This is a genomic window from Bacillus sp. RE35 (assembly GCF_052146655.1).
GTDB classification, from domain to species: Bacteria; Bacillota; Bacilli; order Bacillales; family Bacillaceae_G; genus Bacillus_A; species Bacillus_A cereus.
In genome coordinates this window covers 3,438,923-3,457,004 of sequence record NZ_CP197377.1, presented here as the reverse complement: position 1 = coordinate 3,457,004, position 18,082 = coordinate 3,438,923, and the positions used below count along the sequence as shown (strand labels likewise).

Below are 18,082 nucleotides of genomic sequence, written 5' to 3'. Positions count from 1 at the left end.
GTTAACATTTTGTTAGCTCTCATTTGTTTTAATACAGAAAAAGAGGTGACCAGATTGAAAGAAAAAATATTAATTACCTCTCTAACAAGAGTTAGAAAAAATGCGCCTTGGCGTGTTGGTATATACATAAATGAAAACTACACATTTATTAATGTAGGTGACAAAGGGAATGTAACTGCAAGCCCAAGATTTAGTGTGTTCCTTTCAGAAGTCGAAAAGAAAGTATCTCGGTACCCCGTAGACATTAGTTTTTATTCAATTGAGAATAATAGAGAGATGGAAGTCATAATGATGCGTGACCAAATTGTTTATCTGGATTGTGGTTACAATTCTCATAGGCTATTATCAAATGCTCGTTTTTACTACGAAAAAAAAGTGCGCTCTAACCCGTTAGAATTAGCTCAGCAAAAGGTAGAAGAAAATAGTGAATCCTTTAATGTAATGGAGAGACGTGAAGAGAAAATTGCTTCTTCAGACTACATTGCGGTTGGAAGATTAGAAAAAGTTATAGACGGTGATACAATTGATGTGAAGTTAGTAAAATTATCTAATTTTTTATCCGATTATTTGAATGTAGAACAAACAATTACAATTCGATATAACGGTGTAGAAACACCCGAAATATTTCAACCGGGAGCAGAGTCCTACAAAAACCCTAGAAATACTAAGTTAGGAAAAATATATGGGGTTACAATGCAGGATATGTACACGATTGGAGAAGAAGCGTATAAATACAACAAGGAAATCTTGGGGGGAGAAGCAGCTCAAAAACCACTTGTCCTTATTCATTTTGACCGTAAAAAAGGTGGAGATGCACCTTTAATGGATAAAAAAGCTGGTTTTTATATAGCTGATATTTATGCAACAAATGAGAAAAGTGCTGATATTTTGCTAGATAAGGTTAAGCAAGGTGAAAAGCAAGATGAAAAGCAAGATATAACATTTGTTCATGTAAACAAATCCCTTTTAGTAACCAAATCTGAGCAATTCCCCCATATTCCTCTTGGTCTCTATCCGTTTGAGTCTGCCAACACCTTAACAGTTCTTAATCCGTGGTATTGGATTGCTGAATTAGGTTTAAAAGCATATAGTATAGGAGTTGGTACTCCTTCAGCAGGCTCAAATAATGGAGATAGTACTCCTGATATTAGTAGTGACAAACCGTATGATGAAGACTTCAATCCTGAAACAAGCAACATCAAAGGTACAACAGGCCCAATTGATAACGCGCTAAATTTCTTTAGTCCTTACGATGATAGATTGCCTGTTTTTACAGATGGAATAAAAACAATAGATGATTTAAAAAGACATTCAAAGGTTAGGATTGGGGATGTTATCCTTACAATACCGCCTACTTCTATTGAGATAAACAAAACTTCGAATATCTCAAAAATAAAAGCACTTCGTACAAAATCCTCTGTATTAGTTAACAGTGGTCAAACACTTACTACTTTAAGTATGGATCTTTATTTCCACGATATTGAATCAATTAATGGTAAGAAATATCCGTGGAAGAAAGAATATGCAAAAGGAGAAGAAGCTAAGCACTTCTATGTCGATGGACTTAGACCATTACTTGGACAATTTTCTAAAGCGCCGTTTCTTCCAATTGATAACTACTACATTAATGATGTGTTAGGTATTCGTGATGTAGCTTTAATGAATATTGAAGTAACAACAGTCCCTAATTTCCCAGAGTCCTTAATCGCCAAGTTAACGCTTGTTGAATTTAATTCAGAAGCATACTTAATGGATAAAAGCACATTGGGAGACTCTATAAATTATCCAATGTTAAGATGGTATTATAATCAATCTCTATCGAATCGTGGGGACAAGTATCGTTTCTTCAAAGGGTTAGAAGGTCCAATTAAAAGTGATATCAAATTCACTCTTGCTGATGAAACTATCCTATCTACACGAAAGCACGCTATTGATTATATGAAAAATGCAGATTCTCCAGAGCAAAGACGAAGTGATTTAAAGACAAAGAATCAGGATTACAAAAATAAAAAAGAAGATGCATCTGTTGTTAACGAAATCTTGGATCAGTATAAACGTTATAAAGATTCTAAGTTTGGGGAAGAAATGATTATTGATGACCTTCGAAAAGGTTTCGGTGATGTTAACTATTGGTACATGGTCAAAGAACTCCAAAAGAAATACAAATTAAAAACAGAAAAAGCAGAAAATGTTCTAGTTAAAGGAGCGGAAATATTTTCTGAAATTTATGATGGTAAATACAAAGGTTCGTTTGTCAATCTTGTTGACCAGGAAATCTTTATCCCATATGAATCTCGTGTATACTTTAAGACTCGATTTGATTGGTCGGATGTATCCGCAATACTCAATTACTATGATGAAGACCCTCCAGTGGATTATTCAGAAGAACAATACAAGGGAAAAGAAGAAAGCGGTCTTATTATCTTAAAGAAACTTAAAGATGCAGGTAACCAAAAACTTCTTGAAAGTCAATTCAAGAAGTTTTATGAAAAAGGAAAATTTTGTATTCCTGCTGAGTCTAGTGTGATAGAGACATTGAAAAAAATTGCTAATGGTACAAAAGCGATGGAAGAAGAAATAAACAAGTACGAGGATGCTTTCAATGAAAATATGAAAATTATTGAAGCTACTGAACTTGTGATTCCAATGAAAGAGTACCCAATATCTGGGGGAGTTATCCCCATTTCTATCAATGCTCGTTTCTCAAATGAGTTTAGCATGTCTAATGTTCAATCCAGTGAATCTGCAACTTTACAATTTATGGGAGGTGGAGACCCATATATTGATTTAATCTTAGAAGTTGATGAAGGTGGTGCAAGAGATTTTAATAATCTTATTGCGATTTCTGATTACTACGCTAAGACATATAATCAGGGTATTACAAACGGATATATTGGTATTGAAAACGATCTTGCACAATTATTTGGTATTCGATATGTAATGTTTGAAGGTATTTCTGTAAATACAGTTCCTAACTATCCTGGAAGATATCAAATTATGCTTCAAGGTATTGGGTTTAATAAGACACAACGTCAAAGTGAGGAACTAAAAGATTTACCTGGTAACAGTAAACATATGGATTCTGAAAAGCTAAAGGCTAATAAAATGGCATTTATGAATGACCGTTTGATTGAAGCTAGACTTCACAAACTGGAAGTTTATCCAGATATGGAACTCCCAACTTACGCTGAAATTAATGCTGTATTACCAGAGATGGATGCAGGGGTAACAGAGTATCAAAACCTAACAAAAGGAACATATCTTGACCCAGACTTCTATTTCTCTACAGGTAGCACGTTAAGACAGTTAATTGAAGAGTCATACAACGGAAATCATCAGGTAAACATGTTTGATGCTACAGGTGTAGCTGCTTATACAAGCAATATGTCTGAAAAACTGTTTGATACTACCGAAGAAGACTGGAAAAAACTTAAGGAAATGCAAGATACTGAAGGTGTAGAGCCCCTTGATTGGAAGTTTAGTTGGGGCAAAGCGTTAGAAACTGTGAAATATGATACACCAAATACATCAGCAGGAACTGTTATAGCAGATCAAAGTGGTACTGCTGCAGTAAAGAACGCAGAAGTTCAAAAGTTTTTAACAGAGAAAAAAGATGATAAATTTGCGTACGAAACCTTCCCAACTATGGAAGAATGGAAAACACTTTTCCCTGATGGTGGAAATGATTATGGTACGTTGGCTAAAGACCCTAGTGGTGATGAAGCGCTTATCTACCAAGAGCTTAATAGTTTAGTTGATAAGTATTTCAAGAAGTACTATTCAGCCCCTGAATTCATTGAAGAGTGTCGTGGAGATTTAAAAGATGCGGATTCATCTAAAAAACTGGTTTCTTATGAACCTGCAGATGCTCTTTATTCTGCAAGTTTTGAAGCAAATCGTAATAAGCTACACAATTCTGATATGACTAGTGTTACTAAGCTAATCCAAAAAGACACTATTAAATCACCGCAAAAATCAGAACGTATTAAGTCGAATGATTTCCACAAAACAGATTTAAAAATCACAAAAGAGAGATTCATGACACTTATGAAAGCATTCCTTGATAAAACAAGTCAGTGGAAGCATTTCAAAGGAACAAAACCTTCTGTAAGTAAATCCGGACGTGTAGGATTAGCTCAAGTAGATGTTTCTTCAGCCGACATGAAGGTTGATGAAGTAAAACGCTTGATGTATAACTGGAGATACAATTTACAAACAGCAGTTAAGCAACTCGCAGAACATTACGAGAAGTTGATTAAGTTAGATAAAGACTATATGAATTTTGAAGCTTATTGTCGCCCTTGGGATGGAATGTTTGCTCTATATGAAAAGCCGGATGCAACAATTAAAACGGCTAAAGACATCGAAGATAACTCTATGGCAAGCGGCGTTATGAACCGATTTAATCATTATGCGACTAAGCCATTTAATACATTTAGTGGTTACAATAAAGATGTGTATAAGACATATGCAAATTTAAGTATGGACGAGTTCATTACAATTGGTAATGGAAACAAAGATGACTATGTTGATAAACTTCTTGAACTTGAATACTATGATTTATCAGTATTAAAAGAAAATAACTTAAAAGTTGATTCTAATAAGAAAGAAATTAAGAAGGTAATGAAAGCACACCTTGAAAAAATGGATAAGGAATCATTGTACACTACTTATGAAAAACATCTGAAGTTCTTATACGAACTAAAACAGAATGATAGCATGTTTGAGAAGGTTGTAGATGGAGTTGCTGGATCGAAATATAATCCACTGAACTGGGTAACTGGTGGCAAATCTGGTGAATTTGTTGATGGTCTTACAGACAAGGTATCGGGACCTAGAGCAGACAAAAATGGTTATAAATATTCTCAAGAAATCATGAAGAAGGCTACAAAGCTTTACGAGGCAATTCGTGGTGTTAATGAAACAGCTACTGCTTCAACACAAGCCACAGATACTCGTTTGTATAATGATGTTGATCCGCGTGTACTTTATGAAGAAATGTTCTATGATTTAAGGTACCATGATCAACGTGGAAGAATGCTTCGTGCGTTCCCAGGTTTCCAGATGTTTATTATCCATGAAGGTGCTTATTTCGGGAAGTATAAATTCTGGGATAACATGTACGGATTCAATGCTATTAAAAGTATTGATGTTCACCGTTCTCGTAAAATAACTGCAGATACAGCAGTCATCTCAATGACTAATGTTTATTCTAACTTAACAACTCGACGTACGGATGTGGACTATGTGGATCGTGAGTTAAAATTTTGGGATAATTATGTTTGGAATGAAATACCTCAAGATTTAATTGAGAAAAAAGAAAATGAAGTTAATAAGAATCTCTTCATAGAAACAGGAGCGCGTATCCATTTAAGAATGGGATATGGGTCTACAGCTAGTGCTTTACCAATTGTATTCAATGGTACGATTTCAGAACTTCAGATTGGTGACGTAATTGAAATCGTTGCTCAAGGTGACGGAATTGAATTAGGAAACGTTGTATCTGGTGATCCTGATGATAATAATGATGGATTATTCCAAGTAACTGAACCAAGAGACTTAATTTGTAGCTTTATGAGTTCAAAAGGAAGTTGGTTCAAAGACTTTATGAATGGCGTAGTAGATGAACGGTTGTTTAAAGACAATCCACTAGGAATCATGCACTTTGGTCAACCATTCGATGTAAACTCAAGTAGTTCAACCGATTCAAAACCCTTGGGTAATCTATTATGGTTCAACGATGAGTATGGAGAAGTTGCTCAAAATATATATTCTTCTAATGGAACCCCCACATTCTCACAATGGTTACATCCTAACGGCGAGCGAAATAATATTTTCGAAGATTTTAGCTGGAAACGTCTATGGGAAAATAAGTTTAAGATTTTTAACCCTGGTGATGAAGATAACATAGTTATTAAATTCTATAACAATACAGTTTGGGATATTATTCAAACAATTGCATATTCGACTCCAGACTATATGGCCGCTGTTCATCCATTTGAATTACGCTCCACATTATTCTTTGGAAAACCATATTGGCGCTGTGCATTTGATTATGATTCTCGATATGAATTTGATGCCGCAAATAAAACATGGAAAAGATACCTTATAGGTGAGGCAAGACGACCATATATGCAAAATAAATTTTACATGTCGGCTTATGATATTATTGAAAATAATATTAAAGCTAGTGAGGATAATGTTTTCACAAATGTTATTGTGAACTATGACGGAAAACAAACGCCTGTACTGTATGCAGATGCGGATATTCGTTTTGACAAGCAAAAAACAAGAGTAGTAGAAGCAGACATTGTAGCAAAGTTTGGAGACTTTTATACCTCGGAAGTCATGGCCACATACTTCGGACACTCTACACTTAGAGATAGTATGAAAGATATGTATAAAGGAAATCTATTAGTATTAGGAGATCCTACTGCTAAACCGTATGACATGATGTATATTAATGATGAAATTAGTGACATGCAAGGAAATGCTTTAATTAAATCAGTAACACATCATTTCAGTATGGAAACAGGATTCATTACTTCTATCGAACCTGATTTATTGGTAGTAAACGATGACCAAGTAATTATTGAAATGGGTAAGTGGTATGCGGGTTTTGGGCAGTCAATAGCTGCTACGCTGGCAATACGTGCTGCAGCAAATAAAGCCGGAAGAAACCTAAGCAAGTGGATCACAAAGTCTAAGAATATCCCTGCTAATGTAGGAAAATGGGTATCAACAAAAGGTTTCAGACATACTGTAAGGATGGCAAATAATAATGGGGATATGGATAAAATCCTAAAAACACTTGATGAGATCATCTCTAAAGAAGATGGTGATGTTAAAGCTCTCCAGCAGAAACTAGCAACAGAAATTGAAGAAGCAAATAAAAACTTACAAAAAGTCACAGGCAAAGTAAAAGATAAAATAAGATTTATCCAAAACACAAGTAAAAAGGCTATTTTGCAATCAGGAACAGCTTTTGCAAAGATTTTATCAAGCTCTAATGATATAGCAAAGATTGGTAAAGGAGTAGTGAATTCGCTTCGAGGAGCAGCTTCTTTCACACCACTAGGATTCATTGTTAATTCAGCAATATGGATTGGTACGGAAATGTTGTTTGAACACTATCGCCGTTTTAAGGAAAACCTTCAATGTGTTGTGGCAATGCCATTAACTTATAGAGGGAAAGAATTAACAGCAGGTATTAATAACCATGCAGGTATGATTTACGGTGATGCACCAGGTCGATATGATAAGATGTTCAATGCAACATTATTCCATGACGATGAGGATGCAGAGTTCTTCGGTAACGCATTTATAGAAATAGCTAACTTCTTTACCGATTCAGGGGGGGAAGAAGGTGTATATGCAAAAACTGAGAAAGCTCATCAACTTAATGAGTTAGCCAAGAAACAGCAATAATATAACGAAAGAAGAGGCATAGCCTCTTCTTTTTCTGTGTTAACTATAGCGAAAATCAAAATAAATGGTTAGTTTATCAAAATAAGGAGGAATAGCTATATGGCACAAAAAGACAAACAAACATATAATATCGAATTGTATATAAAGAAAATAAAAGCAGCGAAAGAAGTATATGCGGAACGTAAGAAGTTTCTAGAGGGTTTCTCACTTAAAAAGAAAAAAGACAAGCCCAAAGATGGAGGCGGAGAAGTTGCAGCATCAGGTGGTGGCGGTTCAGTAAACTTCAATGGAGAATTGCCTACGGTTGCTCAGTACACTGGACCAGATGTTTACACCGACAAACTCCTAAACGGAGCATTCTACCAAAATGGACTTAAAGGTAAAGTAGCTGGTACTGATCAATGGAATCAACATATTAAAGAACAAGCAGCAAAAGCTGGCGTTAACCCTCTTATGGTTAAGGTAATTATGGCAACGGAATCTGGTGGAGAACACAGTTCAACTCCAAACCCTTGGAACTGCGTTGGCTTGATGCAGACGGAAAAGGATATTACTGGCCAACTAAAGTTAGACTTTGGAAGAGCATGCAGTGATCCAGTCTATAATATCTATGTAGGTTGTATGATTCTTAAATTTAAACATGGTTATGCTGGGGATGTTATCTCTAGAGCTGGGGACAAATATTCACGCTATAAAAGTCGAGGGTTTGAACTAAAGCAAAACGTTCATGGGATTTCTTGGTTATATAACGGTTTTAGTGTACCTGATAGCGCAGCTGATAAGCTTTTAGGTGGTGGCTATGTTTATGCGAACCAAGTAGCCGCGATGTATAAAGGTTTTGGAAGAGACGCATACACAGATACAATTTTAACTTTGGACGTTTTATCTGGTGGCAGTAGTGGTGGTGGAAGCTCATCATCCGCTGGTGGTAAAGGAACCGGTGGTAAATGGGAGTACGGAAAAACATTTGCAAGCGGTGCGGAAGTGGTTAAATTCTTAGACACTGTAGATACAAGCATGATTAATGGGATTTATGTTCACCACACTTGGGACCCCGACCATACAAAGGCTAAAGGACAGACACTAGCAAAACTAAACGACGACATGAGAAGATTTCATACAAAAACTCAAGGCTGGGACGATATAGCACAGCACTTTACTATTGGTGTAGATGGTCAAGTAATGCTTGGACGCAATATTTCATCCGTACCATGTAGTGCAAAAAATTATAATGGTACAGCTGATAATCATCCAGCAATGTATGAAATGATTGGAAACTTTGATAAAGGTGCGGATGTTTTGCAAGGCAAACAGTTGGAATCAGCTGTTGCTATCGCTAAATATTTTGCTGGTAGACCAAATGGTGTGAAGTTCCACCGTGAAGGATTAATTAATGGTCAAGAACCGAAAAGTTGTCCTGGTACTGGAGTAGATAAAACTTGGTTCATGAATCTAGTTACAGGAAAGGCAAAAGTAAGTGCGTTTTCTGCTCAATCAGTACCTGTATCAGATTCAGATATTGAAGCGAATTATGCAGCCGGCTGTGACCTTCATCAAGATCCGATACAAGAAGATATCATGGTTACACCATTCAGGCTACCACCAACAGAAGAGGAATTAGCACAAGCTAGAAGTTTTGCAGTTAAGATAAGTATCCCTACTGCACAATTAAAAGAGAGCAGAATTATTGCTCCAAAGTACCCAAGGTCAAACTATGTGGAAGACTTTAAACTGTCATCCAGTTATAACATGAAGAAAAATTACTCCCCATTACCTCCAAATGAGTTTATTCATCTAAATGGCCCTCAAGAGAATCTCTACACAAGTGAAGCAAGACAAGCTTTTCGTCTTCTTAAAGATCGACTTGGATACAAAATCTTAAGAATAGCTAGAGGATTTGATCCTTCTGATGGAGAGTCTTCTCATTCTATTGGTATTTCTATGGACATATATGCTGATTCAACAGAAGAAGCAATCTATATAGCTGATACTGCATGGTTGACAGGATTCCGAGCTATTGCGGTTGGTCCTAAGTTTGTTCATGTTGATATTGGTCCTGAATCAGCTTGGGGATATGATAATCTACCACTTTATCAAGGGCCAGGTACGTTAAGGGCGGGTGAGTTTAGTTATGGCTACAAACAAAGAAACCTATAATCTCGAATCATATAAGAAGAAAATTAAAGCAGGTAAGGAAGAGTATCAAAAAAGAAAAGAGTACCTTGCTAAATTTGAACTTCCTAAAACTAATGATGAAGAGGAAGAAGAAGTAGAAGCTTCCGATGGTAGTAAAAAGCCTGAAGACCAAGGAAACGCCGTAAAAGAACCTGAGGGAGGAGTTGGTAACTTCACAGGTTCGGGCGAACTAGGCGTTCCTGCAGAACCAAAATCATATAGGTTCACTTCCGTTATGGGAGCCCGTTGGGGAACAAACCATAATGGAGTGGATTTAGCTCCAAACACACCTGGCGATACCAACTGCAAGATACTTTCCGCAGGTGATGGAGTTGTTCTGCAAGCTAGAAGTGGGGTAGGTGGCTTTGGTACTTGGATAGTTATTAAACATAAGGATGACTTATATACGATTTATGGCCATATGCACCCTAGTACACTAAAAGTAAAAACCGGAGACACAGTAAAAAGAGGACAGCATATTGCAAATATGGGTATGCAAGGGCAGTCAACGGGTGTCCATTTACACTTTGAGGTTTGTACAGACTTTAATAATAGAAAAGGGACAACAAAAAATCCTGAAGACTACGTTAATGTTCGAGGCAGCGCTTCAGCTATTCAAGTAGATTCTATTGCACCTAAGGCTAGCTTCTCAGCAAAAGCAGATGAGAAAGAAGAAGGTAATGAAAAACCAATGCATGCTCTTTATGAAAATGATGGAGCAGAATTATCGGAAGAAGAAAAACTAATTGATCAGACGTACAGAAGTTCTTTCCCATACCTACCAGTTCAATTTATAGGGGATTCTCTTAAGAAGGGTGACATGACAAGAGAGTACTTTCTCCTTAACCGTGTTGGCTGGGCTCGAACTACCAAGTATGAAAAGATGGTTCCTTTAAATAAGGAAAGGTTTATTCATAGTGAAAAATACGATGGTCATGAAGGGAATCTTTATTCTCCAGACGCAAAAAGGTTGTTTGAAAGCTTGCTTTTGAAAACACAAAAACCTTATTTTGAGATTATTAGTGGTTTCCGCTTTAGTAACCCTGGTCAACTTTCACCTCATGAGGCAGGTTGTGCAATTGATATTCTTGTCAGAAGCATAGACGAAGTAAGAGAAATTGCTGACTGTGCATGGCAATTAGGTGTGAGATCGATCGCGATTGGTGGAGACTTCGAAAACAATAAAGGGTTCATTCATATAGATATTGCTCCAAAAGGGAAAGACATTAAATATGATGGAGTTCCTATCTATGGTGGACCAGGAAAGTGGGTGACTCAATGAATTTCAACAGTCCAATTCACCAATCTATTTACAGTAAAGTAGTTGTACCGTCTTTAAATAGACTACAAGGAACCATTGAAGGTTATGTAATTCAAGTAGATTACACAAAACTAACCTGTGAAGTAGTCTACTCAGATGAAAACAGTCATGCTTTACGAACAATGAAAGAAGTATCTTTACCTAAAGATGGAGACGGTGTATTTACACAAGCTGTTAAAAACGGTGATAGAGTTTCAATTTCTTTTAAAAATAAATCTAAGGAATCACCTTATATTTCTACAGTATATAAATCAAATCACAGCGAAGAAAATTATCTTAGTCCATATGGTGGAAGAACAATTAGACAATCCCGTGTTTTTTAGAAAGGAGGATTCCAATGAATGAAGCATATATAAATAAAATATATGGAGATGGAGACAAAGATATTCATTATCCTTATTGGCGCCAAGTATTACAAAATGAACTTGTTAACTTTAAGGCCAAGAGTTTAGAAAAGGAATTAGAGAACTGGCAAATTATTAGCGAAGATGAAATTGCATTAAAACACCCAGTGACAGGTTCAACCTTTAAGCTCTGTGATGACGGATCAATCGAAATGTTTGTTAATGAGGATACTGGCATTCGTTTGGATGCGAAAGATAACACAATCATCTTTTATGGTGACAGTATTCATTTTGCTACAAAGGAAATGAGAATGCATACAAAACCATATGGTTTCATTTGGAATAATCATAACCTAAATCCTTATTTATATTATGGTGATAAGGTGGGAGAGAAGAGAAATATTCCAAAGGCTTCAATGATTTCTACAATAGAAGATGGACAATCCGACATCAATGTTCCTTTGTTCCAAGAGCAAAAGAGAAAACATTATTACGATGCGAAAGTTACATCTATGATTGAAGATCTAGGAATAGAAACTTCAAGAATAAAGAGAGGAGGATAACAAATGAAAGTGGATTTTCGTTTTTCACCTGAAGGGGATTTAGAGCTTGGTTCTCCTAGTTACAATGACTATGATGAATTACTCTATATCGATTCAGTAGGAAATATCTCAACAGATAGCTCAGAAGGATTATTAATAAGGGATATTCCATTGCAAGTATCGTACTTAAGCGAGAAGCAAGTAATACTCAATAGATTAAGAACAGACAATCCGGACTGGTTTATACATCGGGAGATAGGGGCTGATTTATCGGAATTAATTGGTCTTCCTAACACAAGAGAAACAGGAGACTTAGGGAAGTCCCTAATTGAAAAAAGTTTAACTGGCGACAAGTTTCTACTTCCTGGCGATTTAAATGTTAGACCCGTCCCTGTTAATTCGAGCGAAATACTCTTCTATATTACTGTTAGAAGAAAAATAGCAGATTTAGTTATACCAGTTCTATTTAATTTAGAACATGGTTTATTATCAGAATATGAGGTGAACAGTTAATGAGAAAATCAAAGGATGAAATGCTCGAAGCGGTTTTGACTCGACTTCGAACTGAAGGTGGAATAACTGAAACAAGTCCGGGTTCCATTGCTCGAATGTTTTCAGAAGTAATGATAGAAGAATTTAGTCCCTTCTATGATGAATTAGAATTAATTATTCAGATGGGCTTTATTTCAACATCAACAGGTGGATACTTAGACCTTATTGGTGAACTGTTAAACTGTACTCGTGATGGAGACGAATCTGACGATAACTATCGTGCAAGAATCTCTAATCAAGTATCTGTTGAACAGAATGCAAATTTAATTGCTATACGATTAAAAACACTACGAATTGATGGTGTTGCTGATGCTCAGTTTAAAAGATTTACAAGAGGAACAGGCTCGTTTACATGTTATGTTACTCCTCAAGTTTATCCAATTGAAAACGATCTATTAAGTCGTGTAGAAAGCGTTATATCTGAAGTAGCTGCTTATGGCATGAATGTAGAAGTAAAAACAAGTGAATACAACCCCGTGGACATTACTCTCAACTTAATTTTCCACTCCAAAACAACTTCTCTTGAAAGACAACATATCCGCAATAAAGTTGTTCAAAATGTTGGAGCATACATGAAACAATTAAACATGGGTTCTCCAATTATTATCAATGAAATTATTCAACGTGTAATGGAAACAAGCGAACAAATTCTTGATATGGAATTTAAAAAACTTGTTGTCGGTGAAAAAGAGTACTTCATTAAGAATGTAGAACCTTCATTAGAAGAACGATACTTCTTAAGAAAAATTAACGTAGCATAGAAAGTAGGTGGCACATTGTTAAACAAACATACAACGAGTATGATGTCCATGCTTCCTCAATGGATGAAGATGGCCAAAGATCCGAAATCGATAGGGGCCTTATTTTTAGATGCATTTGGTGTTGAATTATCAGAGATTGAACGTTACATAGAGCAAGCTTGGAACAACATGTACATCGGTACAGCAAACTTACAAACAGCCGATTACTGCTATAAGATTCCGCTTGCTACTCGTGACGTTGTGGATGTTGAAACACCAGATCTTCACGTTCGTTTAGTTATTGATGGTGTAAAAAGAGATTGTATGCCAGTTGATACTTTGCGAATATTTTTTGAAAGTGACGACAACTCCTACATGATTGATACTATCGAAGGTTATGTGTATATCAAAGTAATGGATTACTATATGAAGGATAATATCTTCAAACCATTCGATGCAATTGAGGTAGGAGATACTCTTCATTATGAATATATGCTTCATCATATCTGGAACGTATTTGACGAGTTTGGTATGTTGTTAGGTATTTCTAGATTACCAGGTGAAAGAAACGAAGACTTTAAGAATCGTATCTTAGATGTCTTTAAGAATCCTGGTGGAGCAACAAAGAAAGGGATTATTAATGGTATTAGTAGAGAACTTGGCATTGATAAATCTCAAGTTGAATTAGGCTCGCTATCTGATGATAAGTATGTTCAAACAAAACTTATGAATACAGATGGGACACCTTCTCAAACATATATCCAATACGTAAATCAGATTAATAGCAATCTAGGTTTCTCTTGGGATCATATGAACTGGGGAGAAGCTTATTGGCGTAGTATTGAAGAAAACAATATGGGGTTTCATTATCTACCTCATATCTGGGATGGTTTCTCTGCTTCATGGAAAGATAACGAAGTACAATCAGGTATTGGTAGCGGTGACGATTTATTAGTAACTGCTCCAAAAGAAGAGTCTTCTGTTCGAGAATTCAAAGCTTATGTTGGACTACATGGAACAGAGGAACAAATTGAAGAGAATCACCCAGAAATCCAATTCAAATACAAGATAGTTGCTAAAGGAAAAATACCAAATGATGAGTATGATTTAGAGGATTATAAATATACAGTAATGGCTTCTGAAATTATTCCGCTTCATTACGTATTAGTAGCTTTACGTGAATTCCTATATCAAACTCATATCACTTGGGACAATCGTTATGGTTATACATTTAGCGACAATACGTCCCCTGGTATGGAAATCGTTACCGGGGAAGATGCTCTTCATAATAATGAGGAGCCACAAATTAAAATTCATGTAGATATGAAAACTGCTGATAGAACAGTGACACCTGTTTTAGAAGAGCTTATAGTGGATTGGACCGATCAGAATGATACGCCTCAGTCTTACAAATTAACAACAGATGAAGACTTTACTCTAAATAATACAATGACCCAAACGACGTTAGCTGATGTAGAAGTAGACAGCGGTTCTGTAACTCTTGGTAAAGGTTCATTCTCTGCCGTTATAGATACAGAGGGATCATTCTCAAGAGGATCACAAGGTATATCAGTAAGAGTTAACCGAGAAGGTTCTTTATCTCTTAATCTACCAAATTAACAAGGAGTGGATAAAATATGGCTGAAACTGGCTCAGTACAAAACGCAGTTGGGAATAATGTTTACCCAGATTTAGTTCTTACTCGTTTCCCAGAATTATTCGACGAGCGAAGTGGTTCTAAATCGAACCCCAACCTGCAAAGATGGACAAACCTTAAAGATTATAATATGGCTGAGCATGTAAACTCTCTACAAGATGCTGTAATGGCAGTACAGCGTATGCTAGGAGAATTAGCTCAAATGCCAGCTGCACCAAAGGATGTAAACGGAAAACCTATTACGGACCCAAACGTGCTACTAAACCTTAAACGAACTTCTACCGTTAAGTCTCGTATAGACGCACTTGAGACTCATGATTGGTATGCTGAATTCGATAAACGATACGGTGGACCAGTATGGAAGTTTGATAAGGACAAGCCTACAAATCCTACAATTCAGCAACACCGTCACTTAGGTAGCACTTCAGGAATTCCTGGTATGCCAGAGAAGATTATGCTTACACAAGAAGTACAGGGTAAACTTCCAAAGGCAAACGTTGATTTAACAAAGACTGCTACGGGAATCACCGGTTCTGACATCTACGTAGAATCAACTTCAAATACGAAAGTAGCTGATGCGATTAATGACAAGATTTCTGAAACAACAGGTGGGACAATTGCACAAAATGCAGAGTTGAAAGTATTAGGGAAGACAAACACTCGATGGACAAGAGAGTTTGATTCAAATGATGCATCTTCAACTGGTAACACTGCAGTTGCTGACTCAAAAACATTATTAAATAAAGCAATTGAAAGTGGTGCTACTGCTGCTTCAGACTTGTTAAATGCTCCATTAGATGGTATGCATTATGGTCGTTATGTTGCGATTGTAAGATTATCAGCAAGTAGTCTTCCTTCTAATGCGGTTGTTGAGATTTCTGCAGTTAACTCAAAGACAAACCAAGTTATTAACAAAGCTACTTTAAATGGAACAGACTTCGATACAAGTGGACAATATAAAACATTCTACTTGATCTTCAATCATGATGGTTCTACAAAACTACGTGTTCGAAAACTAGCTACAACTTCTTCTGTAAAAGTTCGTTTCGATTATGCGATTGTTGAACCAGTTCACCCAGCGGTATTTGATCGCTAAGAAAGGATGTTGTACAAATGGCAAAACGACCAGAAGGATTATCTCCTAATTTTAACTCCATCGTTACTCCAGACATTCCTTCCTCATTGATTTTTTCATGGACATTCATTAAAGAAAACTCTAGTGATTATCAGAAAAATGCAGAAGTAAAGGTATATAATACGGGCTCTAACACAGCCCTTATTACATTCTCTACAGGAACAGATCAGGAAGCAGATATAACCTCTCATCAGGGTGTTCTTGACCTAGAGCAGACTTATGAATGGGAAGTAAAAGTAACAGCTGCTAACGACTCCACTGCTTATAGTGGAAGGAAAAGATTTAAATTTGGACCTGTATTTTTACAGGATGGACTTCTATGGCGAGATGGACCAGATGCATATGAATACATCGGAACTCGTCAATACTTTGAGGAAATTAGAGAAAATGCTGCCTCAGTATTAGAGGATTACGTAGTAGATTCTATAGAAGAAAACGATGCGTTAGAAAAAGCTTTAGCTTTATTTACTCGTGAAACTGTTCCTAGTCGTACCGATTTTGAAAACCTCGAAAGTATCCTGTGGTTAATTGCAAAAAAAGAAGATACATATCGAGATGAAATTCAAAAACTTATTGAGGATGGTCTAGGGGCTCAGGACATTCATAAGATATATACAATCTTTGACCGTCTTATTAGAATTCCACCAAGAGAACCAAGTAATGTGTACTTAACATTTGGAGGTTTTGAACCGCTTTATGTAAAAAGTGGACACGCATACAATAATGGTAAAGAGGATTTATCTGTTGATGTTAACTGGCAACCCTCAGATCTTAAACCAGGTACGTGTACGATTAACTTTTCAAATGAAATATCAGAAGATGTTTCGTATTATAAGGTTGAGCTAGAGGTTGGTTTCACTGATAAAGCTTGTACTCATACATTATTTTACCGAGTAGAAGATGTAGAATCATTCGGAAGAAAAATTAATATCCCAATGGATCACATCAATTTTGTACATCTTTCTTCCTCAAAAGAAACACGTTATGTTTTACGAGTTTCTGCAGTAGATAAAAGAAAAGAGCAATCAGTACCTTACTACAAACCCTACAAAGTGGATAACGTTCCCCTTGGTGTAGCAAGTTATAACCTACGTGTTCAACAATACGATTTATCAAATCAGTGGATCACCCAGTCTTACTACGACATTTACAACGGCCCAAATACAGCTTATGTTCATAATGTAACGGGCAATGTAGATGGTGTTTACCATTATGCTGTTCGTGTATTTGATAAAAATGGAAATGTAAGTGATTGGTTTTGGATCTTAGATTATATAAAAATTGATCCGTTAAAACCTCCTGCAGCTCCAAAACCTCGTATGGCGTGGTCTGGACAACATGAGCTGAATTTCGTTTGGGATGCTGTTCCTACTGCTGAGTATTATGAGTATTTACCTACATGGTGGTCAAACCCATCTATACAAAGAACAAACAACTTAGACTCACCTCATGAATGGTTAAATCCAGATACAACATATGTCGAAAAAGTAAGAGCTGTAAACCGAGCGGGTGCATCACCCTGGGCTACTGTTAGTGGTAAAACACAACCAAGACCAATTCTAGAGAAGGTTCAAAAGAATGTAGGAAGTAGAACATGGCGTACAGATTATGTCATTTTAATGCAGAGCGGTAGAGTTGTAAGAAATAAATCTGAATGGCGTTATGAATACGATGACAGAGAAGTTTTTCATGGGGAATGGATAGAGCTTCGAAACAAAGAGCAGGACGGTCTTTATGTTAAAAAAGGAACAAGATGGGGTAATAATAAATGCTTGTTCTTCCTTGATCACAATGACTGGAGACAAAAATTACAGGGGAAAGAAATCTTAGATGTTAAGTTTTACATTCGTAGAAGAAACACCGAACATGGGTATGATCAAGATGGACGCTTCCTTCATGTGTGGTCACACAACTATGCAGGGAAATGGGATTTACCCTCAGCATCTGATGGACCTACATTGGGTATTCACCAAAAAATTGAAAGAATAGACTTTGACCGAGGACAGTCACACTGGATTTCTCTTAATAAGTCGTTTGGTGAAGGATTACGTGACGGGTGGATTAAAGGAATTGCATTCTTTCATCCTCAAGCAGAGTATGGGCCATATTCTTACATGCGTTTTGACGCTTATACATTCCAATTTTACGTTAAATATCGATAGGGAGAGAGTAATCTCCCCCTTATTTT

Annotated in this window: 10 protein-coding genes; all 10 read left to right on the top strand. The window is 36.5% G+C overall.

The features are described 5' to 3' along the window. Nucleotides 1–54 precede the first annotated feature (54 nt). The 10 genes from ACTL4X_RS17650 (at nt 55) to ACTL4X_RS17605 (ending at nt 18,056) form a co-directional block, all read left to right on the top strand. Nucleotides 55–7,428 (top strand): nuclease, encoded by a 7,374-nt coding sequence (locus ACTL4X_RS17650; RefSeq protein ID WP_086401383.1) that lies wholly within the window; start codon nt 55–57, stop codon nt 7,426–7,428. Between the two features lie 99 nt (nt 7,429–7,527). Then, nucleotides 7,528–9,585, top strand: a complete 2,058-nt coding sequence (locus tag ACTL4X_RS17645) for an N-acetylmuramoyl-L-alanine amidase (protein WP_086401382.1) — start codon at nt 7,528–7,530, stop codon at nt 9,583–9,585. Beyond that, complete coding sequence (locus tag ACTL4X_RS17640; protein WP_086401381.1) at nt 9,560–10,885, top strand: M23 family metallopeptidase; 1,326 nt, start codon at nt 9,560–9,562, stop codon at nt 10,883–10,885. Before ACTL4X_RS17645 ends, ACTL4X_RS17640 begins: the two co-directional genes overlap by 26 nt. After that, entirely contained in the window at nt 10,882–11,247 is a 366-nt protein-coding gene (locus tag ACTL4X_RS17635; protein WP_001010563.1) for a hypothetical protein, read from the top strand. Before ACTL4X_RS17640 ends, ACTL4X_RS17635 begins: the two co-directional genes overlap by 4 nt. 14 nt (nt 11,248–11,261) lie before the next feature. Then, a complete protein-coding gene (locus ACTL4X_RS17630) occupies nt 11,262–11,831 on the top strand; it encodes a hypothetical protein (RefSeq protein WP_001001209.1) in 570 nt (189 codons plus the stop codon). 3 nt (nt 11,832–11,834) lie between these two features. Beyond that, on the top strand, nt 11,835–12,323 hold the full coding sequence (locus tag ACTL4X_RS17625; protein WP_000861692.1) for a hypothetical protein: 489 nt from the start codon (nt 11,835–11,837) through the stop codon (nt 12,321–12,323). After that, nucleotides 12,323–13,123: a baseplate J/gp47 family protein gene (locus ACTL4X_RS17620; RefSeq protein WP_001232163.1), complete on the top strand. Its 801-nt coding sequence runs from the start codon at nt 12,323–12,325 to the stop codon at nt 13,121–13,123. The genes ACTL4X_RS17625 and ACTL4X_RS17620 overlap by 1 nt, the downstream gene beginning before the upstream one ends. A 15-nt stretch (nt 13,124–13,138) precedes the next feature. Beyond that, complete coding sequence (locus tag ACTL4X_RS17615; RefSeq protein WP_000932581.1) at nt 13,139–14,722, top strand: hypothetical protein; 1,584 nt, start codon at nt 13,139–13,141, stop codon at nt 14,720–14,722. A 17-nt stretch (nt 14,723–14,739) separates the two neighbouring features. Continuing rightward, nucleotides 14,740–15,855 carry a hypothetical protein gene (locus ACTL4X_RS17610; protein WP_000852185.1) on the top strand — a complete coding sequence of 372 codons (1,116 nt, stop codon included), beginning with the start codon at nt 14,740–14,742 and terminating at the stop codon, nt 15,853–15,855. 17 nt (nt 15,856–15,872) lie between these two features. Next, nucleotides 15,873–18,056: a hypothetical protein gene (locus ACTL4X_RS17605; RefSeq protein WP_441394933.1), complete on the top strand. Its 2,184-nt coding sequence runs from the start codon at nt 15,873–15,875 to the stop codon at nt 18,054–18,056. Nucleotides 18,057–18,082: the final 26 nt, after the last annotated feature.

Coding starts and splice junctions, on each gene's coding strand:
- ACTL4X_RS17605 (WP_441394933.1), top strand. CDS start 15,873: ATGGCAAAACGACCAGAAGGATTATCTCCTAATTTTAACTCCATCGTT.
- ACTL4X_RS17635 (WP_001010563.1), top strand. CDS start 10,882: ATGAATTTCAACAGTCCAATTCACCAATCTATTTACAGTAAAGTAGTT.
- ACTL4X_RS17625 (WP_000861692.1), top strand. CDS start 11,835: ATGAAAGTGGATTTTCGTTTTTCACCTGAAGGGGATTTAGAGCTTGGT.
- ACTL4X_RS17630 (WP_001001209.1), top strand. CDS start 11,262: ATGAATGAAGCATATATAAATAAAATATATGGAGATGGAGACAAAGAT.
- ACTL4X_RS17640 (WP_086401381.1), top strand. CDS start 9,560: ATGGCTACAAACAAAGAAACCTATAATCTCGAATCATATAAGAAGAAA.
- ACTL4X_RS17620 (WP_001232163.1), top strand. CDS start 12,323: ATGAGAAAATCAAAGGATGAAATGCTCGAAGCGGTTTTGACTCGACTT.
- ACTL4X_RS17610 (WP_000852185.1), top strand. CDS start 14,740: ATGGCTGAAACTGGCTCAGTACAAAACGCAGTTGGGAATAATGTTTAC.
- ACTL4X_RS17645 (WP_086401382.1), top strand. CDS start 7,528: ATGGCACAAAAAGACAAACAAACATATAATATCGAATTGTATATAAAG.